This window comes from Desulfatiglans sp. (genome assembly GCA_012513605.1).
Classification (GTDB): domain Bacteria; phylum Desulfobacterota; class DSM-4660; order Desulfatiglandales; family HGW-15; genus JAAZBV01.
This window is the reverse complement of the sequence record JAAZBV010000075.1, coordinates 12,725-38,222: the sequence shown is the minus strand read 5'-3', so window position 1 is coordinate 38,222 and position 25,498 is coordinate 12,725. Positions and strand designations below refer to the sequence as shown.

Annotated in this window: 19 protein-coding genes and 1 pseudogene; 11 read left to right on the top strand and 9 right to left on the bottom strand. The window is 42.9% G+C overall.

Features of this window, described 5'->3' with window-relative positions:
- Window position 1: 1 nt before the first annotated feature.
- Window positions 2-2,086, bottom strand: coding sequence for an elongation factor G (locus tag GX654_09405; GenBank protein ID NLD37073.1), 2,085 nt, complete (start codon window positions 2,084-2,086; stop codon window positions 2-4).
- Window positions 2,087-2,180: 94 nt separating this feature from the next.
- Window positions 2,181-3,623: a hypothetical protein gene (locus tag GX654_09400; protein ID NLD37072.1), complete on the bottom strand. Its 1,443-nt coding sequence runs from the start codon at window positions 3,621-3,623 to the stop codon at window positions 2,181-2,183.
- Between the two features lie 146 nt (window positions 3,624-3,769).
- On the opposite strand from GX654_09400, the gene GX654_09395 reads away from it, so the two are divergent.
- The 3 genes from GX654_09395 to GX654_09385 all read left to right on the top strand — a co-directional run bounded on the left by GX654_09395 (window position 3,770) and on the right by GX654_09385 (window position 7,093).
- Window positions 3,770-4,828, top strand: a complete 1,059-nt coding sequence (locus GX654_09395) for a hypothetical protein (protein NLD37071.1) — start codon at window positions 3,770-3,772, stop codon at window positions 4,826-4,828.
- 119 nt (window positions 4,829-4,947) lie between these two features.
- Complete coding sequence (locus tag GX654_09390; GenBank protein NLD37070.1) at window positions 4,948-5,823, top strand: hypothetical protein; 876 nt, start codon at window positions 4,948-4,950, stop codon at window positions 5,821-5,823.
- A gap of 58 nt (window positions 5,824-5,881) precedes the next feature.
- Complete coding sequence (locus tag GX654_09385; protein NLD37069.1) at window positions 5,882-7,093, top strand: hypothetical protein; 1,212 nt, start codon at window positions 5,882-5,884, stop codon at window positions 7,091-7,093.
- Window positions 7,094-7,186: 93 nt separating this feature from the next.
- Here GX654_09385 and GX654_09380 read toward each other — a convergent pair whose 3' ends face one another.
- From GX654_09380 to glgC, 5 genes are all read right to left on the bottom strand, one after another.
- On the bottom strand, window positions 7,187-7,711 hold the full coding sequence (locus GX654_09380; protein ID NLD37068.1) for an HNH endonuclease: 525 nt from the start codon (window positions 7,709-7,711) through the stop codon (window positions 7,187-7,189).
- A 117-nt stretch (window positions 7,712-7,828) separates the two neighbouring features.
- Window positions 7,829-8,350, bottom strand: coding sequence for a response regulator (locus GX654_09375; protein ID NLD37067.1), 522 nt, complete (start codon window positions 8,348-8,350; stop codon window positions 7,829-7,831).
- Window positions 8,351-8,519: 169 nt separating this feature from the next.
- Complete coding sequence (gene glgB, locus GX654_09370; GenBank protein NLD37066.1) at window positions 8,520-10,727, bottom strand: 1,4-alpha-glucan branching protein GlgB; 2,208 nt, start codon at window positions 10,725-10,727, stop codon at window positions 8,520-8,522.
- 52 nt (window positions 10,728-10,779) lie between these two features.
- Complete coding sequence (locus tag GX654_09365; protein ID NLD37065.1) at window positions 10,780-13,332, bottom strand: glycosyltransferase family 1 protein; 2,553 nt, start codon at window positions 13,330-13,332, stop codon at window positions 10,780-10,782.
- A gap of 37 nt (window positions 13,333-13,369) precedes the next feature.
- The gene (glgC, locus tag GX654_09360; protein ID NLD37064.1) at window positions 13,370-14,641 is read right to left on the bottom strand and encodes a glucose-1-phosphate adenylyltransferase; all 1,272 of its coding nucleotides are present in this window, start codon (window positions 14,639-14,641) and stop codon (window positions 13,370-13,372) included.
- A gap of 321 nt (window positions 14,642-14,962) precedes the next feature.
- On the opposite strand from glgC, the gene asd reads away from it, so the two are divergent.
- Window positions 14,963-16,063: an aspartate-semialdehyde dehydrogenase gene (gene asd, locus GX654_09355; protein ID NLD37063.1), complete on the top strand. Its 1,101-nt coding sequence runs from the start codon at window positions 14,963-14,965 to the stop codon at window positions 16,061-16,063.
- Window positions 16,064-16,237: 174 nt separating this feature from the next.
- Here the strand turns inward: asd and GX654_09350 are convergent, their stop codons facing one another.
- Window positions 16,238-16,426 carry a hypothetical protein gene (locus tag GX654_09350; protein NLD37062.1) on the bottom strand — a complete coding sequence of 63 codons (189 nt, stop codon included), beginning with the start codon at window positions 16,424-16,426 and terminating at the stop codon, window positions 16,238-16,240.
- Window positions 16,427-17,276: 850 nt separating this feature from the next.
- Here GX654_09350 and GX654_09345 point away from each other — a divergent pair.
- From GX654_09345 to GX654_09315, 7 genes and pseudogenes are all read left to right on the top strand, one after another.
- Window positions 17,277-17,654: pseudogene (locus GX654_09345) on the top strand (hypothetical protein).
- 62 nt (window positions 17,655-17,716) lie between these two features.
- Window positions 17,717-18,760, top strand: a complete 1,044-nt coding sequence (locus tag GX654_09340; GenBank protein NLD37061.1) for a BtrH N-terminal domain-containing protein — start codon at window positions 17,717-17,719, stop codon at window positions 18,758-18,760.
- Complete coding sequence (locus tag GX654_09335) at window positions 18,757-19,536, top strand: ABC transporter ATP-binding protein (protein NLD37060.1); 780 nt, start codon at window positions 18,757-18,759, stop codon at window positions 19,534-19,536. The genes GX654_09340 and GX654_09335 overlap by 4 nt, the downstream gene beginning before the upstream one ends.
- Before the next feature lie 8 nt (window positions 19,537-19,544).
- Window positions 19,545-20,879: an ABC transporter permease gene (locus tag GX654_09330; protein NLD37059.1), complete on the top strand. Its 1,335-nt coding sequence runs from the start codon at window positions 19,545-19,547 to the stop codon at window positions 20,877-20,879.
- A 38-nt stretch (window positions 20,880-20,917) separates the two neighbouring features.
- On the top strand, window positions 20,918-21,190 hold the full coding sequence (locus GX654_09325; GenBank protein ID NLD37058.1) for an acyl carrier protein: 273 nt from the start codon (window positions 20,918-20,920) through the stop codon (window positions 21,188-21,190).
- A 7-nt stretch (window positions 21,191-21,197) separates the two neighbouring features.
- Complete coding sequence (locus GX654_09320; protein NLD37057.1) at window positions 21,198-22,493, top strand: radical SAM protein; 1,296 nt, start codon at window positions 21,198-21,200, stop codon at window positions 22,491-22,493.
- A gap of 11 nt (window positions 22,494-22,504) precedes the next feature.
- Window positions 22,505-23,653, top strand: coding sequence for a beta-ketoacyl-ACP synthase III (locus GX654_09315; GenBank protein NLD37056.1), 1,149 nt, complete (start codon window positions 22,505-22,507; stop codon window positions 23,651-23,653).
- A 294-nt stretch (window positions 23,654-23,947) separates the two neighbouring features.
- On the opposite strand, the gene GX654_09310 is transcribed toward GX654_09315, so the two are convergent.
- Entirely contained in the window at window positions 23,948-25,483 is a 1,536-nt protein-coding gene (locus GX654_09310; GenBank protein NLD37055.1) for an Rne/Rng family ribonuclease, read from the bottom strand.
- Window positions 25,484-25,498: the final 15 nt, after the last annotated feature.

Genomic DNA, 25,498 nt, shown 5'->3' with positions numbered 1-25,498 from the left:
ATTATTTCCCTCCTCTTGCCTTTTCGGCATACTGTTTTTTAAGATCCTCTGATATTGCCTCAGGCACCTTTGAATACCGGCTGAATTCCATTGTAAACTCAGCCTTTCCCTGGGTGAGAGAGCGCAAAATAGTTGCATAACCAAACATCTCTGAGAGCGGCACCTCGGAGTCAATAGTGGAAAACACGCCATCTTCGGTTGAGCTTATAATCATGCCCCTTCTCTGGTTAATAGACGACATTACATTCCCCTGGTATTCTGAAGGGCACTCAACAGAGACTTTCATGATTGGTTCAAGGATTATGGGTTTTGCCTTGCTGTATGCCTGGTTGAATGCACCGACAGCAGCCTGTGAAAATGCCAGTTCAGATGAGTCAACAGCATGATACTGGCCGTCGTTTATGGTTATTTTCATGCCTATTACCGGGAAGCCAATGAGGCGCCCTTTGTGAAGACACTGTTTAAAACCCTTGTCAATTGCCGGTATGTATTCTGTGGGGATTACACCGCCCTTTATGGCGTTAACAAACTCATAACTCTCATTTTCAGATGGCTCCATAAAACCCGCCACCCTGCCGTACTGGCCTGAGCCGCCTGTCTGCTTCTTGTGGATATAGTTGAATTCGGACTTTGTGGATATTGCCTCACGATATGCTACCTGCGGCATGCCTGTTTCCACCTCAGCGCTGAATTCCCTTTTCATCCTCTCCACATAAATATCAAGATGCAGTTCACCCATACCGGAAATGATTGTCTGGCTGGACTCTTCATCGACCCTGCACCTGAATGTGGGGTCTTCCTTGGTAAACCGGTTAAGGGCCTTTGACATGTTGATCCTTGCCTTGTTATCCTTGGGAGTTATACTCAGGGATATTACCGGTTCAGGCACATAAATAGAGGTCATTGAATACCTTATGCTGCCGTCTGTAAAGGTGTCCCCGGAATAACAGTCCACACCGAAAAGGGTAACTATATCACCTGCCCTGGCGATTGTTATATCCTCCATCTCATCGGCATGCATCCTTGCAAGTCTACCAACCTTGAGTTTTTTTCTATCTCTTGTATTAACCAGATCATCACCCTTACTGACTGACCCCTGATAAATCCTCAGGTAGGTAAGCTGGCCATAGGGTGTAACCTCAAGCTTAAATGCAAGGGCAACAAGCGGGGCATCGGGATTTGATTCAAGAACAATCTCCTTTTCGCTGTCATCAAGGTCAAGGGCTTTATTCTCAACTTCAGTCGGTGAAGGCAGATACCTTGTTACACCATCCAGAAGAACCTGAACACCAACATTTTTATAAGCCGACCCGACAAATACTGGCGTTAAATCCCTTGCGAGCGTACCCTTTCTGATCGCATCGATAATCATATTATCGTCAGCTTTGCCTTCAAGCACAGCTTCCATAAGGTCATCTGAATACATGGAGGCAGCGTCCAGCAGATCTTCTCTTCTTTTTTCCGCTTCAGCCAGGAGGTCATTCGGAATATCTTCAATCCTGATGTCATCACCAAAATTGCCTTCAAAATACATGGCCTTCATGGAAACAAGATCCACAACGCCAACAAGTTCACTCTCAAGCCCGATAGGTATCTGCATGAGAACCGCATTCAGGTTAAGCTTCTCTTTCATCTGTTTTAAGACCCTGAAGGGGTCTGCACCTGACCTGTCACACTTATTGATGAATGCAAGCCTTGGGACCTTGTACCTGTTCATCTGCCTGTCAACGGTTATGGTCTGTGACTGAACACCGCCTACCGCACATAATACGAGTATGGAACCATCCAGAACCCTTAGTGCCCTTTCAACTTCAATGGTAAAATCCACATGGCCGGGCGTATCAATAATGTTGATCTTGTGCCTGTTCCATTCGCAGTATGTAGCAGCGGAAGATATGGTTATACCCCGCTCCCTTTCAAGCTCCATAGAGTCCATTGTAGCCCCGACTCCATCTTTACCCTTAACCTCATGGACAGTGAAAATCCTCTTTGTATAATATAATATCCTCTCAGTGAGGGTTGTTTTACCTGAATCAATGTGCGCACTGATCCCGATATTTCTAATCTTCTGTATATCCTCTTTCATCTATTACCTCTGATCAAAATTTGATAAATAAAAAATCGTCTTTTATATTTATTTATTAGCTACTTGTCAATCATGATTTAGCATTCTATTATTTTTATAATAATTTCTCAATCAACTTAATTACACCATTTCTTCTGTCACAGGTTAATCTTTTTTTGGCATCTTCCCTGTAATCGCCTGTTGCAGGATCATAATGATACCTTTTACCATTATCAGCGGTGTAGAAGGTTTTAACACCCTTTTCCAGCATGCGTTTAACCCATAAAGGTATTTTGTAACCGTGTGCCTCCATCAGCGCTGCCGACCGTTCCGGCCCCACTGCATCCCACATCTCAAATGGACCCATTTCACGGTTAAACCCCCATTTAAGGGCATTATCAATGGTAATTATGTCGCCCGCTATTTCAGGTATCCGGTTAGCTGCATATATAAATTCATCACTCCTTGTCCTGAAGGTAAAGATGCCTGCCGTGTCTGATGCATAATAAAGAGTCATTATCCTTGAAGAAATATCAGGGAATCTTTTTGATGCCGTGAGGGAGTCAAACCTGACCGGCATCATTGCCCTGTATGTCATATTCTCTGTATCCAGCACAAGTATCTGTCTTGTGCCATCATCGTGAATGACCTTTTTATAAAAGCCACTCCCTGTTTTATCCCCTAACAACCTCTTATCAACCATACGCCTGATTAAATCGGGCACAGCAAACAGGTCACGCCTCTCATCAAGAGGCAGATTATCAAAGACATTTTCTGCCGCATGAATGAGCGTATCAACCCCGACAATATCTGTTGTCCTTAATGTAGCACTCTTTGCAAAACCTATAACCGTGCCGGTAAGCTCATCAATGGCCTCAAAAGATAGACCCAGCTCTAACATAACCCTGACATTATTAAGGGTAGTAAACATGGCAATACGGTTTGCTGTAAAATTGTGTGTATCGCCTGCAAAAACCACACTCTTCCCCAGTCGCCCTTCACAGAATTCCGCCAGCATACCTGTAACCTCAGGAAGCGTTTCAGGCCCCGGTATAATCTCCACAAGTTTCATTAATCTCGGGGGATTGAAAAAATGGGTAACCGAAAAATGTTTTCTAAATAATGGAGAAAACCCTTCGCACAATCTTGATGCAGGGATACCAGAGGTATTTGATGTAACAATAGCGCCCGGTTTAAGCACCCCCTCTATCCTTTTATAAACACCCCTTTTTACAGCTATATCCTCTGTTACAGCCTCAACAACAATATCAGCATCGCTCAACAGGGCAATATCATCCTCAATATTGCCAACCCTGACATTCTCTGCATATTCCGGCTTCAGGAATGGCGGGGGATTCAGCTTTTTTGCACGCTCCAGCCCCCTTGTCACAACGCTGTTTCTGTATGCGCTATCTGCAATATCTCTATTTTCATCAGAGGCAGGGGGCACAAGATCAAGCAGGCAGGTATCAATTCCGCAGTTTACAAGTAGTGCAGCAAGATTAACGCCCATAACACCTGCCCCGATAACCCCTGCCTTTTGAAATACTTTTTTCATATATTCCCCCCATTTATGGTATAAACGGAGGATTGTTTTTGCATTATTAACTCATATTTTTCTATTTTCATTTGACATTAACCTTATTTAAATATATTTTAGCATAGTTTTTTATATCACAATTTACTTATTTAAAGAAAATTATTATGTGGCTCTACAGGGAACGCCTTAATTACTACGAAAAACTCAGGAGATCATTATATGAGATAATGAGAGATTCACTTGAGCTGCGGTTAATTAAGATATCGCTTATTGATTCTTTCAATAACTACCTGAAAAATGATGTTGAATACAGCTTTGTAGACAAAAGCGAGTTAAGGCCAAAATCCAAAAAGATGGAAAAGGAGTCGGAACTCTTCAACACATTTATAATAATTTTCTGCGAAGGGGTTGTTGACCCGTCGCTAAAGAATTATATCCGCTTCTTTCCTGAAAATAAAGTCATAAAAAGGAATCTGGATGATCTGCCAAATTTTATACTGCATAAAAATTTCAATAATAATATCAAATATTTTGATAACAAACCCTTTCTTGATTTTATTGAGGAGCTTTCATCCATAGATTATGCCCTCCTTATTCAGCAGGACCCGACCGTGAAAAAGAAAAACAGGTATGCCCTTACCCATTTTCATGTAAAGATAGACTGGCCCATAACAGATGCAGCAGAGGACCTGGCAAAACACCTGAGATATATCCAGGGCAATCTATATGAAAATGGAGATGAATATGCACGGGTTATACAGAATAAACTGTTTGAATATTATGGATCCCACTACAGCGCAGGGGGCAGACGGACAGCCGCCCTGATTGCATCACAGCTTCTTAAGAGGCTTTCAGTTATAAGCACCATATATATATCGAGTTCCGAATCAAGGACAATGGTCAAATATTCAGAGAGGGGGGTCTCTAAATTTTTCCTGATTCAGCTTACTGATGCCCATATAACAGCCCTTGCAGCAAAGGAAAAAATGGATGTAGATAGATTTAAAAATGCATATCTCTTCCCGGGCAGGGGCTATTATGTGGGTGTCTCAGAGGCAGTGTATGACTACACAGAATATTCAAGGCCACCTGAGGATGGAAAGATCAGGAAGATCAAACCGGCCTATAACTGGCTGAAGGTAATTGATGAGTTTCTGCATCCAAGACCTGATTCAAGCCACCTGAGACCAATCAACTACAGGTGGGTCTATTCACCGGAATAAAAGTTATGACCATCACTATTTATTGAATCCCGGGCTTAAAAATGTTAAAAGCATTATCAATATTAATCCTTACGGTTATACCTATGTCTTATGATTAACCTGTAAACCCCGGAGTAATTATGTCCATTAAAAGATTTTCAGTTATGTTGTTCGTTGTCATCTCCCTGGCCCTCTCCTGCGCGTCAGGGGAAAAGCCTGGTAATAAATCCCATTTTCCTGATATAGCGGGTTTTACCAGATCAAATGAGGTTGTAAGTTACAGGCCCGATAACCTTTTTGAATATATTAACGGTGCTGCAGAGCTTTACCTCATGTATGATTTCAACGGTCTTAACCTCCAGCAGTATAAAGATAAGGATGAAAACACCATCACTGTTGAGATATATGACCAGCAGACAGTCAACAACAGCTTTGGCATTTTTAGCCAGGAAAGGCCATATGAATGCGAATACCTTGATATCGGGACGCAGGCCGCCTACATGGAAGGATACCTCAATTTTTACCAGGGCAGATACTATGTGAAGGTAGCTGGATATAACCTTGGCGCAAAAGACAGGGAACACCTCACATCTACAGCTAAAAAGGTATCAGGGTTACTTAAAGAAGAGACAGCCCCGCCTGCAATGATTACTGTATTTCCGGTAAAGGCAAAGGTGGCAAACAGGGAGGAGTACATACCAAAGGATTTCCTGGGCTATTCCTTTTTTACAAAGGCATTTACTGCTGAATATCAGGACACAGATGCAAAATCCTACAAACTGTTTATTATTGAAACACCTGACAGGGCTGCCCTTGAAAAGGCCTTGAACGAATACATGAAAGCCGCAAATATAAAAAAGGATCTCATAAAGGATGGCATACATGAAGTTGATGATCAGTATCAGGGGAAGATGTTGATCTCAGTATCAGGGAAATATATTATTGGCGCACTGAATCCTGATAATGCAAAGATAGACCATGGGTTAATCAACCAGGTAATATCAGGGTTAAAATAAACCCTTTAACAGGGTACTTTATAGATCAATTAACCTTTTTAAAACAGGAGATAATATAATGATGGATAAAAACCGCAGAAAATTTTTAAAAAACAGTATAGCTGGTCTTGCAGGGGCATCTGTCTTCCCTGCTGTCATGAGAGGAAATGTCTACGCTGCTGAAGAAAAAAAACAACCGGAATTCATCTACCGCACCCTTGGCAATACAGGGGTTAAGCTCCCGATAATAAGCATGGGTGTAATGAACACCATGAACCCGAAACTGGTAGAAGCTGCATACAATGCAGGTATAAAGCACTTTGATACGGCATCGCTCTACGGCCAGGGAAGGAGCGAAGGCATGCTGGGTGATTTTTTCAGGGACAAACCCAGGGACTCATTTGTGCTGGGAACCAAGGTATCCATGCCCGGGATCATGTTCGGAACCTTAAACAAAAATGCTAAACCACAGGACTTTATCAATGAATTTGATAAAGGTATGAAACGTATAGGACTGGATTATGTTGATATCCTTTACCTACATGGACCAGGCAGCAGGGAGACAACACTTTTCGAACCATATCTTGAGGCGATGAAACAGGTAAAAAAGGAGGGCAGGGTACGCTTTATAGGCGTTTCAACCCATCAGAACCAGGCCGAAGTTATCAGGGCCGCCATAGAAAGCAAGGCATATGATGTGGCGCTTGTTGCCTACAACCCGACCTACCCCAATATTGATGATCTTAAAAAGGCCATTGCAGAAGGGGCCAAGGCAGGGCTGGGCATAATCGGCATGAAAACAGTCGCAGGCGTGGTTGGCGGCGGCTTTGGCGGGCCACCTAAAAAGGCCTCTGAACAGGAGATTACTGCTGCAATAAAATGGTCACTGGAGGATGAAAATGTAACCACTATAATACCCGGGTGGCAGACATTTGATCAGATTCATTCTACCATTGCAGTCATGAGCAACCTGAAAATGACTGTAGCGGAGAGGAGCCTGTTGAACAATATTAATAAAAAGGCGGGGTTATTGTGTTACCAGTGTGAAGAGTGTCTACCCCAGTGTCCGGCCGGGCAACATATCCCGACATTTATGCGCAGTTATATGTACGCACACGGGTATAAAAACATGCAGATGGCCAGGATAACCCTTGATTCAATGAACATTAAAAAGATCGCCTGTGAAGACTGTGATACATGCACGGTAACATGTGCAAAGGGCTTTAATGTGAAAGAGAAGATTATGGACATCGCGAGATTAAGGGATATCCCGACTGTGTTTCTGGTTTAATTCTTTTTTAAAATACAAAAGCCATGCACCCCAAAGGGACATGGCTTTTGTATTCCCTTAAACCTTGCGCCCTGAGCCCTGCACCTGTTTTTATCATTCCACCAGCTCCACATTCCAGTAAAGGTACTCCCTCCAGGTGTTTGGGATATGCCTGAAGCCTATTGTTATCCTTATTGCAGGCACCCATGATGGCATGACAGGTTTTTTCATCAGCCTCATTGATGCCTCACCTGGGGTTCGCCCCCCCTTTTTTCGGTTGCAGCCGATGCAGCATGTAACTATGTTCGCCCATTCTGTCCTGCCTCCCCTGGATTTGGGCAATACGTGGTCATATGTAAGCTCTTCTGCCTGAAACTTTTCTCCGCAATACTGGCATCTATACCTGTCACGGGCATAGATATTCTGCCTGGAGAATTTCACCGGTTTATTGTTTCTTTTAACTGAGTTAAGGAGCCTCACGACAGATGGGAGTTTCACGGTAAAACTTACCGAGCGGATATTGGTGTGATACTCCTCTATTACCTCTACCTTGCCTAAAAAAAGCATGGTGACAGCCCTTTTCCAGTCTATCACCTTTATAGGTTCATATGAAATACTGAGCAGTAATACCTGATCCATGGCTCTTACCTGAAATGGTATGCACAAGCCGGCCCTGTAAACAAAATCAAATAATAACTGGTCGAGCATGCTGCCGGGCAAAAGATTATCCGGTGTGCATGGTTAATCTGTCAGGATTTATATATCCTCTTCACTTTTTGTGCTTTCGCTTATCTTAATACTCTCTTCAAATTCCCTGAAAAACTGGTCCTTTTCTTTCCAGTTTGGACCAAAATATTTATTGAAATATACACCAAGCCTTTCAAAAAATGTCATCCAGCTTGGCATAAACTTGTTTTCCACAAGCTCTTCCAGGAAAAATCTCAGTTCAGGAAGGGTTTCCTTTGGAAGAAAAAATACCGCGCCCAGTTGTATGGACTTTTTTAATGCGTCCGGTGTAAGGGCATGGGCAGTCAGCATAACAGTAGGGAGACCCTTTGAAACCGATTTTTTCAGAAGTTCAAAGCCGTTTACCCCCATGATATCGAGGATTACTATGTCATAGTTATATTTAGAAAGGTACTCACAGGCCGTCTCGAAATCGTTTGCTTTGTGCAGGAAGCACATGTAAAGCTCATCTTCAATGGTCTCGATAATATCCGGTTCATCATCTACAACAAGAATCGCCAGGTCGTTCAGGATGCTGTCATCAAGTAACATTTTTTAATGCTGACCTCCTCCATCAATACCCCTTTAATAAGACATACTGTGAGATAAAATTAACAGAATTTAGACATTTGGCCAGCCCTAATGCAGCCGGCATTAAAAATAATCCTCTATTCTTATACTTTTTTTATTAAGGAATCAAGCACGGTTTGATGAAAAAACTCTATTTCCAGTCCGGTTTTAAAATAAGCATGGCAAGAGGCGGGATTATGAGATTCAGAGAAAAGGGCCTTCCATGCCATTCAATATTATCAGAGTGTATGCCACCCTTTAGCCCCATGTCCGACCCTCCGAAATTCCTGGAATCGGAATTCATAATCTCCCTGTAAAATCCATGAACAGGGGCCCCAATTCGATAATTTACTTTTGGAGCAGGTGTAAAATTAAATACAAAAAGGAGTATACCCCCTTTTTTGTCCCTGCGTAAAAACGAAACAACAGATGAGTCAGCATCCCTGAAATCGATCCACTCAAAACCTGTATGTGAAAAATCCACCTCATGCATGGCAGGTTCCTGATGGTATACCCGGTTAAGCTCACTTACATAATCCCGCACCTTCTGGTGGTTTTCATACTGCAAAAGATGCCATTCAAGGGACTGGTCATGATCCCATTCCCTCCACTGCCCGATCTCATTGCCCATGAAAAGCATCTTTTTACCCGGTTCTCCAAACATGTAACCCAAAAGGAGCCTCAGGTTTGCGAACTTCTGCCAGTCATCACCTGGCATCTTGGAGAGTAATGCTGCCTTTCCGTGAACCACCTCATCATGGGAAAGGGGTAAAATGAAATTTTCATGAAATGCATACAGGAGGGCAAATGTAAGATTTTCCATATGATACTTTCTGTGAACCGGGTCTTTGGAAATAAATGTGAGCATGTCATGCATCCAGCCCATGTTCCATTTAAACATAAAACCAAGGCCTCCCAGATGAACAGGCAGGGTAACACCCGGCCATGCTGTAGATTCCTCGGCTATAGTTACTACACCCGGGAAAAGTTCATATATCTTTTTATTTAGGATTTTAATAAACTCGATGGCCTCAAGGTTCTCCCTGCCGCCGTACCTGTTTGGGATCCATTCGCCCTCGTCTCTTGAATAATCAAGATAGAGCATTGATGCAACCGCATCCACCCTGAGCCCGTCTATGTGATACTTATCCAGCCAGAAAAGGGCATTTGCCACTAGAAAATTCCTGACCTCATTACGGCCATAATTGAATATAAGGGTGTCCCAGTCTTTGTGAACCCTCTGCCTCGGGTCTTCATGTTCATAAAGGTGTGTACCGTCAAAATATTCAAGCGCATATGAGTCCTTCGGGAAATGGGCAGGTACCCAGTCAAGTATTACACCTATCCCCTCACAGTGGCACCTGTCAACAAATGCCATAAATTCCTCGGGTCTGCCAAACCTTGATGTGACCGCATAATAGCCTGCAACCTGATATCCCCATGAACCATCAAAGGGATGCTCGGCAACAGGAAGGAGCTCTATATGATCATATCCCATTGATTTTACATAGGGGATAAGTTCTTCAGCGGCCTCGCTGTAAGTAAGCCACCGGTCGTCTTCCTCAGGCCTGCGCCTCCATGAGCCAAGGTGCACCTCATATATAGACATCGGCTTATCAAGAAGATTTTTATTCTTCCTTTCGGTCATCCATTTTGCATCCTTCCATGTGTAACATTCAAGGTCGTGAACCACTGCTGCTGTCTTTGGCCTTTGTTCAAACCTGAATGCAAATGGATCAGCCTTTACAAGTATAACGTCATCCCTGGTCCTGATTTCATACTTATATAAAAGTTCCTGCCCCAGATGGGGGACAAAGAGCTCCCATATACCTGATGAGCCCCGGTTACGCATCATATGCCTTCTGCCATCCCACTGGTTGAAATCACCTATTACGCTCACCCTCTTAGCTGACGGTGCCCATACGGCAAAAAGGGTGCCTTTCACCCCCTGATGTGTAATGATATGGGCTCCAAGCCTGTCATATATTTTGTAATGGTTGCCCTGGCCGTAAAGGTACATGTCAAAATCGCTAAGGATCGGCATAAAGGAGTAGCAGTCAAAAAAAGATGACCTGTTGCCTTTCCTGAACTCCACATCCAGCCGATAGGGCTTTATCATGGTTTCAGATGGGAAAATCACCTCAAACAGCCCGCTCCTTTCAACCCGTGCAGATCGGGATGAATGATCCGCAACAAGACCCCTGATTGTTATATTCTTTGCACCGGGTATAAAACCCCTTACAACAAGGTGGTCATTTTCATAATGAGGGCCCAGTATACTGAACGGGTCAGCAAGATTCCCTGCCGTGAGATTAGTTATCTGTTCGCTGCTGAGAGTAGATGACAATGTATCCCCCATATAGAATTTGAAATTTGAGATTTCAAATTTAAAATATATAATCTTGAATTTATTACGCCCACTCCACAAGACCCATTACAAAAGGATTTTCGAGCCTTTTCTTGCTTGGCATGATGCGTACAGTATAACCGAAGCGTCCTGTACCCTGACAATCTATAAAGCCTTTAAAGATATGGACACCATGATCAAGACCATCCGGCTCAAGCTCCTTTGTCTTCCTGTCAGAAAAATCCCCATTCTGATTGAGCCTTCCGAAATAAACCTCGACTGTTACATCATCTGTTGATAATTCTCCAAGGGTTATCCTTGCAGTTAGTTCAAACCTTTCACCGATCGGGATATCCCTGCTGTTCCCTGACCTGACTTCGATTACAGAGACACTGCTCCAGCCTGTCATGACCTTCTGCCTCCATGAGGCAAGATTTTTTGTCTCAGCATAACCATTTTTAGATAGCCTGTCATATCTGGCTGAACAGGGGAGATAAAAACGGTCAGTATATTCCTGCACCATCCGGTGGGAATTAAACACAGGTACAAGGTCATGAAGACCTGCTTTCATCTTCTCTATCCAGCCCCTTGGCAGATCATCGCTTCCCCTTCTGTAAAAAAGAGGCACAACCTCCTTTTCAAGGAGATTATAAAGGTCGCGGCTTTCTATATTATCCTGGGCAAAATGGTCATCATACTCCTCACCCTTGCCTATTGCCCAGCCATAATCGCTTTTATATCCCTCATCCCACCACCCATCCAGGACACTCAGGTTTAGAGAACCATTCGCAAGGGCCTTCATTCCGCTGGTTCCGCATGCCTCAAGGGGTCTTCTGGGGGTGTTAAGCCACACATCAGTCCCTGAAACCATCACATGGGCAATATGGGAGTTATAATCCTCTAAAAATACTATCCTCCTGCGGAATCTTTCTTCACTCGCATAATGTATAATGGTCTTAATAAATTCTTTGCCTTCGTTATCCTGCGGATGGGCCTTTCCGGTAATAATTATCTGGACAGGAAATTCGGGATTATTAAGGATATTGGCCAGCCTGTCAGGGTTTTTAAACAGAAGGGTGGCGCGCTTGTATGTTGCAAACCTCCTTGCAAAACCTATGGTCATTGCATCGGGTGTAAGTACATCGTTGACACTCATTATTTCGGTTGGGGTTGCACCTCTTCGTTTCATCTGTTCCGCAAGCATCCTGCGGCAAAAGGCAACCAGATGATCTCTGCACCTTTCATGATACCGCCATATTTCAGTATCCGGAATATTTTCTATCTGTGCCCATACCCGCTGATTATCAGGGTCCTCTGCCCAGTCAGGCCCCATGTACCTGTCAAAGAGGGCAGATTTTTCACTGGCGATCCAGGTTGGTACATGTATACCGTTTGTAACATAATCTATCGGGATATCCTCAACAGGGTGACGCGGCCATACCTTCTGCCACATTGCGCGCGAGACCCTTCCATGCAGCCTGCTCACACCATTTGCATGGGAAGAAAGCCTTAAGGCAAGTGTGCTCATGCCGAATTTTTCTTCCTCGTTTCTTGGGTCAATCTTTCCATAACCCAGGAGCACCCTGAAATTTAAACCAAGCTCCTTGGCATATTCCTCAAAGTATGTCCGCACAAGGGACGGGTCAAACACATCATTACCGGCAGGCACAGGGGTGTGTGTAGTAAACACGGTCGTGGCTATAACAAGCTCCCTCGCCTCATCAAAGGTAAGTCCCTTTTCTCTCCTGTAGATATTTATTCTTTCAAGGGCGGAAAAGGCAGAGTGCCCTTCATTCATGTGGATAACTGTCGGATCTATGCCCAGCACCTTTAAAGCCCTTATGCCTCCGATACCAAGGACAATCTCCTGCCTGATCCTCATCTCTCTGTCACCGCCATAAAGCTGGGCCGTTGTCCTGCATGCTTCAGGTGAATTTGAAGAGATATTGGTATCAAGGAGATAAAGGGGTATGCGGCCCACATCCACCCGCCAGACCAGGATATTGACCTTTTCACCCTTGAAATCAACCGATACCTGTAAAGGTTTCCCATCGGAATCCCTTACCAGTCTTACAGGCATATTATGGAAGTCATTAACAGTATAGCTCTCCATCTGCCAGCCGTCATTGCTCAGGTACTGGCTGAAATAGCCCTCCTGATATAAAAGACCCACACCAACAAGGGGGATATTGAGGTCACTCGATGATTTCAGGTGATCACCTGAAAGGATGCCTAAACCCCCTGAATATATGGGAAGACAACCTGCAAGACCAAATTCGGCAGAAAAATAGGCCACCCTGAACTCCTTTTCAGGGCTATAATCAAGTGACTGTATCCTTGGCCTGGAGAGATACCTTTCAAAATCCTGTGAAATCCTTTCAAGAATGGCCATAAAACCCTGATCCTTTGCAAGCTCAACAAGCCTTTCCTGGCTCACAAGGCCAAGCATTAGAACCGGGTTATGCCTGCACTCTGTCCATAGGCCGGGGTCTATGCGCCTGAATATATCCCTTATCTCACCCCGCCAGCTGAAACGCAGGTTGTAAGCCAGTTTACGCAGGGGTTCAAGGGTAGTGGGAAGATTCGGAACAACATTATATTTCTGTAATGGTTTCATTTTGTCTGCCTCATATAAAGTTGGTGATCATCATCGGTTATTTCAGGTCTTCTTTTGTTACCACGGTAATCCCCCTCGGGGTAACAGTAAATCGCTCCCTGTCTTTCATTGGATCAAAACCTATCTCCATGTGATGAGGTATCTTTACACCCTCACAGAGAATGGCCTTTTTTATCTTTACATGCCTACCAATAACCACATTTTCCATGAGTACCGACTCTTCCACACTGGACCAGCTCTGGACAAGCACGTTGTATGAAAGGACGCTGTTCCTCACTACCCCGCCGCTGAGTATTGAGCCATGCGCAACAAGGGAATCAAGGGCCATGCCCATTCTGGGATGTTCGGAATTATTCTGGGCAAAGACCGTTTTTACAGGAGGAAACTGGCGCTGGTTTGTGCGTATGGGCCAGAGCCTGCCATACATGTTAAAGTACGGGTCTACGCCGGTAAGGTCCATGTTTGCGTTCCAGTAGGCGTCAAGGGTGCCCACATCGCGCCAGTAACCTGAGTCCCTTGCCCTCTTATTAAACACCTCGTTCCTGTTCCCTGACTCATCGGTTTCAACCACCATATCACCTATCCTGTTCTGCTTTATATAGGGATAGGCAATAACCTTGAGCTTATCCAGGATATAGGGAAGGATGTCATGACCGAAATCAGGCTTTTCATCCTGCTTCAGGATATCAAGAAGCACCTCCGCCCTGAAGATATATATCCCCATTGAGGCTAGTATCCTTGAGCTATCCGACGGGATGGTTTTTGGATTATGTGGTTTTTCCTGAAACCCTGTAACCCTGTAGCTGTTATCCACCTCAAGCACACCATATTCCTTTGAGAGCTCCTTTCTTGCCTCGATTACCGATACGGTCACATCCGCATTATTGGCCTCATGGTAGTCCCTGAAAAGAGTATAATCCATCTTGTATACATGATCACCTGAAAGGATCAGTATGTGGGCTGGATTCTCCTGTTCTATCAGGTATACATTCTGTCGAATAGAATCTGCTGTACCCTGATACCATTTTTCACCTGTCATCATCTGGGGGGGAGCAACCTTTAGGTAGTGACCAAGGTCATGGCTAAAGATATTCCACCCCTGTTCAAGGTGGTGCATAAGGGTCTGTGACTTATATTGTGGCAGCACGATTATCTTGTAAATGCCGGAGTTGATGCAGTTTGAAAGGGTAAGATCAATAAGCTTGTATATACCCCCAAAGGGTATTGCGGGTTTTGACCTGTCTTTTGTCAGAGGCATCAGACGCTCGCCTTTGCCGCCAGCCATTATTATCGCAAGAGAATTCTTCATGTTAAACGCCCCGGTTGTTATATTATAAAACTAAAATTATCTTACGCTGATTGTTTCAGGAAAAAATACACCTGAAATGGTATGAAAATAATAATGTCTATATTATCGGTATAAAGCCATTTTTTGTAAACGCTATTATAGATTTCATATCAATAAAAGGTCAATTAAAAATTCTTTAATTTATTCTTGCTGAATATAAAAAAGAATATAAATCTGTATTTTTTAAGGCAACATAATTTTTCACTTGAAAGAACATTAAAATATCCTTATCGTATTCCCCCTGTAATCAGGTATTTTACCAATTAACCCGGGAGAAAAATTATGTTGAAAATAGGCTTTATCGGCTGGAGGGGTATGGTAGGCTCCGTATTAATGGAAAGGATGATCCAGGAAAAAGACTTTCATGATTATGAGGCAGTATTTTTTACTACATCCAATATAGGCGGGAAAGGGCCTGATATAGGTATGAGCACCCCTTCGCTTCAGGACGCCTATGATCTTGATAAACTTGCATCTCTTGATATAGCAGTCACCTGCCAGGGCAGCGATTATACAAAAAAGATATATCCTGAACTGAAAAAAAGAGGGTGGAAAGGCTACTGGATAGATGCCTCATCAGGCCTGCGCATGGAAAATGACAGCATCATAGTGCTTGACCCTGTAAACCGCGCTGTAATTGATAATGGATTAAAATCGGGAATAAAGTCATATATAGGTGGAAACTGCACAGTAAGCCTTATGCTTATGGCCATAGGCGGTCTGTTTGAAAATAACCTTGTGGAATGGATCACAAGCATGACCTACCAGGCTGCATCCGGGGCCGGTGCCAATAACATGAAGGAGCTGGTAGCCCAGATGGCAGCGATCGGCGCCATTAATAACCCTGATCTTTCAGCGGTTGAGCTTGACAGGCTCATCACAAATGAGATGAGGAGCAAGGCGTTTCCGACTGAATTCTTTGGTGCCCCGCTCGCAGGAAGCCTTATACCCTGGATTGATGCCGCATTGGAATCGGGCCAGACCAAGGAGGAGTGGAAGGGTTATGCTGAGACCAACAAGATACTCGGCACAAAGACACCCATACCGGTTGATGGCATATGTGTAAGGGTGAGCGCCATGAGGTGTCACAGCCAGGGGCTCACAATAAAGCTTAAAAAGGATGCGCCCATTGATGAGCTGGTAGATATTATTGCAAAGGCAAATGACTGGGTAAAGGTTGTACCAAATGACAAACCCTCTACATTAGCCGGCCTATCACCGGCAGCAGTGAGCGGGACACTCACCGTGCCGGTAGGCAGGATCAGGAAGATGAAGTTAGGCCCTGAATACCTCACTGCCTTTACTGTAGGTGATCAGCTTTTATGGGGCGCAGCAGAACCCATAAGAAGGATACTGAATATAGTGATAGATTTTTTAAGATAGATACCTTTTGGGGATAGTAGGGTAGACCTGCTTGCCGCGCCATGGCCCTTATAAAAGAAGCGAAGGCGGGTGTGTCTACCCCTATTATCAGATTTAATTGTGAACTGCGCATGACTGAGATTCAGCGCCCTTTAATATTTATTCAGTTCGGAAATTTTTTGAAAAGAATATCAGCTACACAACCACATCAATATTCTGTCCTATTCCCAGAGACTTAAGGATACCGGTCATCAGATCTTCCTGGGTCTTAAGTGCCTCTTTCATCACTTTAATATCTTTTTCCTCTTTCAATTGTTCTGTCTGAGCAGATGCAATCAGCAGGGCCAATGCCGAACTGCCTGTTCCTACCGGATTAATAGCCATTTAAAAACCTCCATTAAACCTCTTTTTATGTATCGGTAAAAAATTCCAATTTCATTAGACATTTTTATGAGAATCTGGTGTGCGGGGAGATCGGAACGACCGTGAAAGGTAAAATTAAAACCAAGGGTTCTGTAATCCTGTTTCTGAAAGATATTATACCCTGTTATCATTTATCCAGCCCAATTACCAAAAAAGATGACCTCAGCCGTACGATATAAAGTATAACACAGCAGAGAAATGTTTCATGACATGATTTGCTCATGACGTGATCTTAATAAGGGTCTGGCTAACAATCACAGGATCTGAATATAACTAATGGACACGTCATTTTACCGATGATTTTCTGGTGCAGTAATAACTGTCACGCCAAAGGTGTGATCAAAGGTAATAGAGCTTCTTAGTGGTTAGGACTGGTAGAGAGGTGCGCTTTAAACGACCTTGAACCTGATGTGGGACTTAAGCAGATCCGTTAATAAAACTTAAGCCAATAATCGGCTTCATGTTGCGCAAAAAGCAGGCTTCGACATGCATCCGGGTAGTTCGGGGCTATGACATCAATCGAAAAACTGCATATTGTCTTATAATGGTGAGGTGCTTTTCCCTTGACGTATACTTTAATGGGTAACGCATCACGTATTGACTCATATCAGTACGTGGATGGTTTTGTTTATTTATTTGTTTCGTTTTTCCTTTTCCTTCAGAATAAATTAATCATTAGGTTTCCTGACCTTTTATTGACACATAGATAAAATCCATATATACCCTATAAAAAATGCTGAATTGGTATGCCTGTTTTTTATAAAAACGCCTCAATGGCAGGCTCGTTGATATTTCTCTGGTATAGATAAAAATGAAAATGCAAGATATCCCTCAGGATGATAAGATTCTGAATGGCAGACGAATTGCCTGTTATGTACTTGAGGAAGACGGAAAATATATAGTTGGTAAAAGCACAGGTTGGGATCCGGTAAATGTAGCAAATATCCAGGCATGGGAATATATTTATGAAAGGATAGATCAGGTTTCCATGGATATAAACCTGGGGAAAAAGAGCGTTCTTGCATTTTATATGGAAAAAAATCAGATGGATGTAGCATTACTTTCAAAATATGTAAAATTACCAAAATGGCGGGTAAGAAGGCATTTAAAACCATCTGTATTTAAAAAACTTAAGCCTGATCTGCTTGAGCGTTATGCCTCTATATTTATGACATCTGTTGATGAATTATTACAGACCTCAAAGGTATACACCTCATTGGAGATGCTGAAAAAAGAAAAGAAAATAAAAGAATGAAGATCTCCTTTAATCACAATTACGCCGCACATTGTGAAAGCGGTGTTACCGCTAATCTCTTTTCTCATAACGGGAGATCTTTATCCGAATCAATGGCCTTTGGTATTGGCGGAGGTTTGTTTTTTGGATATTTCCCTTTTATAAGGGTCAACTACCTTCCTCTTATTACATATAGAAAATACCCAGGAGGTATTATAAAAAAATGTGCTTCCCGACTTGGAATAAGGCTTGAGCGGAAAAAATTCCATTCCCCGCAAAAGGCAATGGACGAGCTGGATCGTGCCCTTTTAAATGGGCATCCGGTTGGACTCCAGACAGGGGTTTACTGGCTTCCTTATTTTCCACCAGCCATGCGGTTTCATTTTAATGCACACAACCTGGTCGTATACGGTAAAGAGGGGGATACTTATCTGATCAGTGATCCGGTTATAGAATATCCGGTAAAATGTGATTACAGGGATCTTGTAAAAGCACGTTTTGCACAGGGTGCGCTGGCGCCAAGGGGCCACATGTATTACATTCAGGAACAGGTGACAGAGGCTGACATACCGCTGGCTGCAGTTTTAGGGATGCGGGAAATAGCACGGACAATGCTTTTACCCTCAGCCGGATTATTTGGCGTGGGAGGCATTAGAAAATTGGCACATCAAATATCCAGATGGCCTGAGAGGCTTGGGAATAAAAAAGCCATTCAGTATCTTGGTCATGTTATCCGAATGCAGGAGGAGATAGGCACGGGCGGAGGGGGATTCCGGTATATATTTTCTGCCTTTTTGCAGGAAACAGCAGGGCTTCTTGGTGTAAAAAAACTGAATAATCTTTCAAATGAAATAACTTTGATTGGTGACAGGTGGCGTGAATTTGCCCTTTTTGCATCACGTATCTGTAAAGGGAGAGATAACAACAAAAATGTCTTCAGCAACGCATCCTTAATCCTTATCGAGTGCGCTGACCGGGAAGAAAGAATATTCAGAGAGATTAAAAAAGATGCTTCCAGCTGGATAAAAAATCATAATGAAAGGGCTGTAATTCATCAATGAAACCGGTTTTATCCCAAGATATCCAACATGGACAACCGGTAATCGAAGTCAACAACCTGCTATATACATACCCGGGCTCTAGTGTCCCCGCCTTAAAAGGTATTTCCTTTAACGTAGAAAAAGGAGAAGTATTCGGACTGCTGGGTCCGAATGGCGCCGGTAAAACAACAACCCTCTCGATATTATCAACACTCATTCAGCCTCAAACCAGTAAAGTACATTTATGCGGAATAGATGTGTCCACCCATGCCAAATTTGTACGCAGGGTAATAGGTTTTGTACCTCAGGAAATTGCATTATATCCAACATTTACAATTAAAGAGAATCTTATTTTTTTCGGCCGTCTGTGTGGTTTATGGGGCAAAATGCTTAGAAACAGGCTTGCAGAATGCCTTGAGGCAGTTGACCTGGTAAATAGAGGCGATTCGCTTGTCAAGCACATATCATCCGGTATGAAACGCCGGATTAATATTGCCACTGCGCTTATGAATTCACCACAGGTACTTTTACTGGATGAGCCAACTGTTGGTGTTGATACGCAGACAAGAAAACTTATTTTTGAAAAGCTGAAACGGCTGAAGGAAAATGGCATGACTATGATTTATACGACCCACTATATGGAAGATGCTGAACAGCTATGTGACCGAATCATCATTATAGACAACGGGGAATGTATAGCGGAAGGACCTCCCGGCAGGCTGATAGCGGAAAATCCGGAATGTAAAAACCTGGAGGATCTCTTTTTGTCGATTACAGGTAAACAAATAAGAGAATAATATTATTTATGAACAGACTGCTTGCTATTATATATAAAGAAATTCTACTTTTATGGCGTGACCGTGCAGGCCTTGCTGTACTGTTTATTATGCCTGCCATATTGCTGCTTGCTATTACCTCAGTTCAGCACAATGTCATGATAACCCTTAACAGCCCCCAGGTTAGGATGCTTCTTGTGGATCATGACAAAGGGTTTGTGTCAGAGCAGATCATGATATTTTTTTCTAAAATCCCAACTATTGAGATGATCAGTAAAATTGACGGCCATGCCCCCGATAAACAGGAGGCATTTGATAAAGTTGCGAAAGGTGAATACCAGTTCTGCCTGTTTATTCCAGCGGGGATCAGTAAGAAATTTAAAGATACAGGAATAAACACAGAAACACATTTTACGAAAGGAGGGTTAACAGTAAATCAGACTGAATTAAATGAGGGTCAGCCTGGTCTGGAACTGTATTATGACCCTGTTGTTCAGGGAGCATGGCGTTCAGCTGTTGAACAGTCTGTAAAAGGCGCAATCTTTGCTATAGAAACCAAAGAAGGATATACAAATCTGCTTGATGTTTTATCTAAAACCCCTCAAATGACTTTATATGATAACAGGCTGCAAAGAGGCACTCCTCTAAATGACGTAATTGCGAATTTTTCAGAAGATTTTAAAAGAGAAAGTATCCTTAAAGTAGATTTCAAGGTGGCCGTTACAGGAAAATCCAGGAAGATACCAAATGAAGTACAGCACAATATCCCTGCATGGACCCTGTTTGGAATGTTTTTTATTGTTGTTCCCCTGTCCGGCAACTTGATTCGTGAAAGACAGGAGGGGACTTTAACCAGACTATTTACAATGCCGGTTTCTTTTTTAACTTTACTTACAGGTAAAATTTTAGCATATATAACAGTCTGTATAATTCAATGTGTATTGATGTTTCTGGTGGGGATGACATTGCTGCCCCTGCAGGGGCTTCCGCCGTTGGAACTTGGATCTGCGCCAACCGCATTGCTGATGGTTGTATTAAGCGTTTCTTTTGCAGCAACAGGTTTCGGACTAATGGTTGGGGCTGTCGCAAAAACATATGAACAGGGATCGATGTTCGGATCAGTATCGGTTGTTATTGGGGCAGCAGTTGGCGGTGTAATGTTTCCGGTTTACGTTATGCCGGAATTAATGCAGAAAATTAGCAGCCTGTCTCCTTTTTCATGGGGATTGGATGCCTTTTTTGAAATATTTGTCAGGGGAGGAGGTATCCGGGCGGTTTTTCTGCAGTCATTATATCTTATTCTTTTCGGTTCAGTTGCTATGGGTATAGCCTTGTGGGCAGTTATTCGCGAAAAAAAGAAATAATGTTTTTAATCTGAGATCAGGATTGTCCGGCAAAAAATATGGAAGCAGGTTCTTTAGAGAAGGAAATACTGGATTTAATCATAGAGGTTTGTAATGTAGAAGACATTCCAGAAAAAGAGATAAAGCCTGATGATCCCTTGATTGGACCAGATTCTCCTTTAATGCTGGATTCACTTGATTCTGTAGAAATTGTTGTTGCTATCCAGTCTCAGTATACTGTCCGGATTGATAATCAAAGGCTGGCCAGGCGCATACTGAAATCATTAAAAACCCTGGCTGACTTTGTCAGAAGTGAAACTCAGGATAGATAGTTCTGACATGAAAGTACTTCTTGTAAATCCACCAAACTGCGGCAAGAGTATTCCAGAAGAAAGATATGGCATCGACTCACTGAAGCAGATACTCCGAGGAGAGCCGCTGTCTCTTGAGGTGCTTGCAGGAGCGCTGGTCGATCATGATGTAAAAATTGTCGATCTTAAAACCGAAAAAAATGATCTAGCAGAGATCGCCCAGGATTTCTCTCCTGATATACTATGTATAACAGGTATGACATGTGAGGCCAATACAATGGTAAGTATTGCCACGACCATTAAGAGGAGTGTTAACGCACTGGTCGTTGTAGGCGGTATCCATGCCAGCAATTGCCCTGAATTTTTTAACCTGCCTGATATTGATTATATAGTCTTAGGCCTTGGAAAAGGCAGTCTGCTCGAACTCGTATCAAATGTTGAAATGAGGAGAGACACTACACAAATTCCCGGGGTTATTAAAACACGACCGGGCAGGCCCATGGAATATATCTTCCGCAAATATAGTAAAGCCGATCTTCTGGAAGAGATGCCTCCCCGATATGATTTGGTAAAGGACTACCGTAATAGCTACTATCTACCCAAGCTTGGGATTCAGATGGGTTTTGTAGTCACTGCCTATGGCTGTCCCCATGGATGCTCCTTTTGCTCCATAAAAGGCCAGACCGGTGGAAAATATATTACCCATACAGTAGACAGTGTAATGAGAGATATTGGATTAATGGGCGATATCCCCTTTATAAGGCTTGTGGATGCCAACACCTTCGGCAACCCGGAACATTCAAAACTTATTTGCCAAAAATTAATTGAACAGGGTATCAGAAAAAAGTTCCTTGCAGATGTAAGGGCTGATACAATTGTCAGGGATCCTGAGATGATTCAAGCCTGGGAAAAAGCAGGGTTACGGGCGGTGATTGTCGGCTTTGAAGAGATCAATGACTCACGCCTTTCAGCAATGGGTAAAAAAAGCGACTTATCAAAAAATATAGAGGCTATCAGTATATTAAAGGGGTTGGGGATATCAATAATTGGTGATTTCATTGTTGACCCTGATTATAATGAAGGCGAATTTGATATGCTCAGCCGTTTCGTGAATGATAATCAAATTGATCTGCCCATGTTTACAATACTTACACCGATCCCCGGAACCCCTCTATACAATAAGCTTAAAGGTAAAATAGTTAATGATGATCTTGACTATTATACATTGACAAATGCGGTAATTCCAACAAGGCTCGAGGAGCATATCTTTTACGAAAAGTTTTCAGAACTTATTTCAACCGGTCATAAGGCGCCAGTAATATAGGGAAACAGAATATGGATGTATATATAAACGATATCTCAGCATTCCTTCCGAACAATCCGGTTTCCAATAATGAAATGGAGGCTGTTCTGGGAATGATAAACAATATCCCCTCAAGGACACGAAAACTTGTATTAAGGAATAATAATATAAAAACCCGATACTATGCTATCAATCTTGATTCAGGAAAACAAAGCCATACAAATGCCCAACTCACCGCAGAGGCGGTACGCCGTTTGAATCCTTACAGCGGTTTCTCACTTAATGAAATCCAGCATTTATGCTGCGGTACCTCTACCCCTGATCAGATAATGCCAGGACACGGTTTAATGGTACAGGGTGAGCTCGGTATTGGTCCCTGTGAGGTGGTTACCACCTCGGGCATATGTCTATCGGGAGTAACCGCATTTAAAATTGCCTGCATGAATGTTGCCATGGGATTTTCCAAGAATGCAGTTGCTACAGGTTCAGAAACAGCCTCATCCTATATTAAATCACAAATGGGGCAATCCATAGATCCTCAAAAAATAGATGAAATTAACAGGAGGCCTGTACTGTCCTTTGAAGAGGATTTTTTAAGGTGGATGTTATCAGATGGTGCCGGTGCGGTATTTTTATCTGGCAGTCCTCGTAAAGAAGGCCTGTCACTGAAAATAGAATGGATAGAAATACTTTCCTATGCCAATGAATTCAATACATGCATGTATGCAGGGGCCTGCTCCTCTAATGATAATAGCACAAAAGGGTGGCGGGAATTTTCATCACTCCATGAAGCCGTTAATATGGGCGTCTTCAATATAAAGCAGGATGTGAAGCTGTTAAATGAGAACATAGTAACTGTTTCAGTAAACCGGGCCATGAAACATGTTGTAAATAAATATTCCCTGGACCCCGATAAAATTTCATGGTTCCTGCCCCACTACTCATCCAATTATTTCCGCAAGCCTCTTTTTGACCGGATGAATGAAATAGGTTTTGGCATATCTGAATCACGATGGTTTACGAATCTGGAATACAAGGGTAACACAGGCGCAGCATCAATCTATATCATTCTGGAAGAATTATTCCATTCAGATAAAATACGGAAAGGTGATACTCTTCTCTGCTTTATACCGGAAAGTGGAAGGTTTTCTATCGGCTATATGCTGCTGACTGCCTGCTGATTCTTTTATCTTGATTCTACTATATCAGTTTCAAGACAAACATCATGCAGTAATTCATTGAGTTTTTCAACACTCCGAACTGGTCTGCCTTGTTCATACCGGGCATATGAATTTCGTGATTTTTTATCTAGTGGGGACTAGCTACGCCCGGACAGGGAAAGATCAAAGGAGAAAAATTTCAGTAACCACGAAATAGGCGAAATACACAAAAATAAAAAAGATTTTATTACTTTCGTGTTTTTAGTGTGTTTAGTGGTTTAATAAAAATATAGCTGACAGCTTAAATCAATTTTTTTAAGTGCTGATAGTATATTGCTCCATATGAAAATCATTCCGGGATAAAATGATTATCCTTCTCTTTATCTTTTTCTCAAGAAGCATTATGGACTGCTGTTCATCTTCCTTGATCACGTTCTCTATTTCAGGATTGACCTCCACATAGACCTTATCATCAGTCTCCGATACAGGCGGGGGCTCTCTCTCAAGGTCCCTGAATATCTCATATGAGATGGTCTTTTTAGATTTTATTACTCCCCTCCCCTCACAATATTGACAACGCTCAGTCAGAAAGCGCCCCAGGTTTTCCCTTGTCCTTTTTCTTGTCATCTCTATAAGGCCAAGTTCACTCATGGGTAAAACATTGGTCTTTGCCTTGTCTTTACTTAATGCCTCTGTAAGGGCGGTGAATACCCTCTGCCGGTTTTCAATCTTTTCCATATCTATAAAATCGATAACTATGAGGCCGCCAATATTGCGCAGCCTCAGCTGGTATGCAAGCTCCTTAACCGCCTCAAGATTTGTCTTGAGTATGGTCTCCTCAAGGTTTCGCTTCCCCACATAACTCCCGGTATTCACATCAATGGATGTGAGCGCCTCTGTCATCTCTATTATTATATAGCCTCCGGATTTGAGCCATATTACATTATCCAGGGCCCTTGATATCTCCATTTCTATGCCGTAGACATCAAAGATAGGATCATCACCGCTGTAGAATTCTATGGAGTTTTTTAATGCAGGTGCAAATTTATCAATAAACTCCATTATCTTTTCGTACTCATTACTGTCATCAATTATTAATCTATCCACCTCTCTGGTAAAAAGATCCCTGACAGCCCTGAGCGTGACTGAGAGATCCATGTATAAAAGACCTGGTGTAGTGGAATTTACCATGCGGTTTTTGATATCCTTCCACAGCTTCAGCATAAAATCCATTTCTGACTTCAGTTTGCCTGCATCAGTGCCTTCACTTACAGTACGCACAATAAAACCTGATTCATCAGTCCTGATATCCCTCACCAGATTTTTAAGCCTCTCCCTCTCTTCCTGGTCTTCTATGCGCCTTGATATGCCGATATGGTTTACTGTTGGCAGCAGGACAAGGTGTCTTCCGGGAAGTGAAATGTATGATGTAAGCCTTGCCCCCTTTGTGCCAAGGGGTTCTTTGGCGATCTGCACCATAATATCCTGACCCTCACGAAGCAGATCCTCTATATTTACCTGTCTCTCCTGCTCCTTTTTATATTCCGCATCAAAGCCTTCACCTTTTCCCGGATCAGAGCCGTTCTGGTACCTGCTGAGCATGATATTGTCAATATCAGGCATATCCCTGTGCACATCCGTTACATATAAAAATGCGGTCCTCTCCTGGCCGATATCAACAAAGGCGGCCTGCATGCCTGGCAGCACCCTTACCACCCTGCCGCGGTATATGTTGCCTATGAGTTCCTGACCGGTCTTTCTCTCTATGTAAAGCTCGGCCACATCACTGTTTTCTACCAGGGCGACCCTGGTCTCATGAAGCCTGGAATTGATTATAAGTTCACTAGCCATATGCCTTCCCGCCTT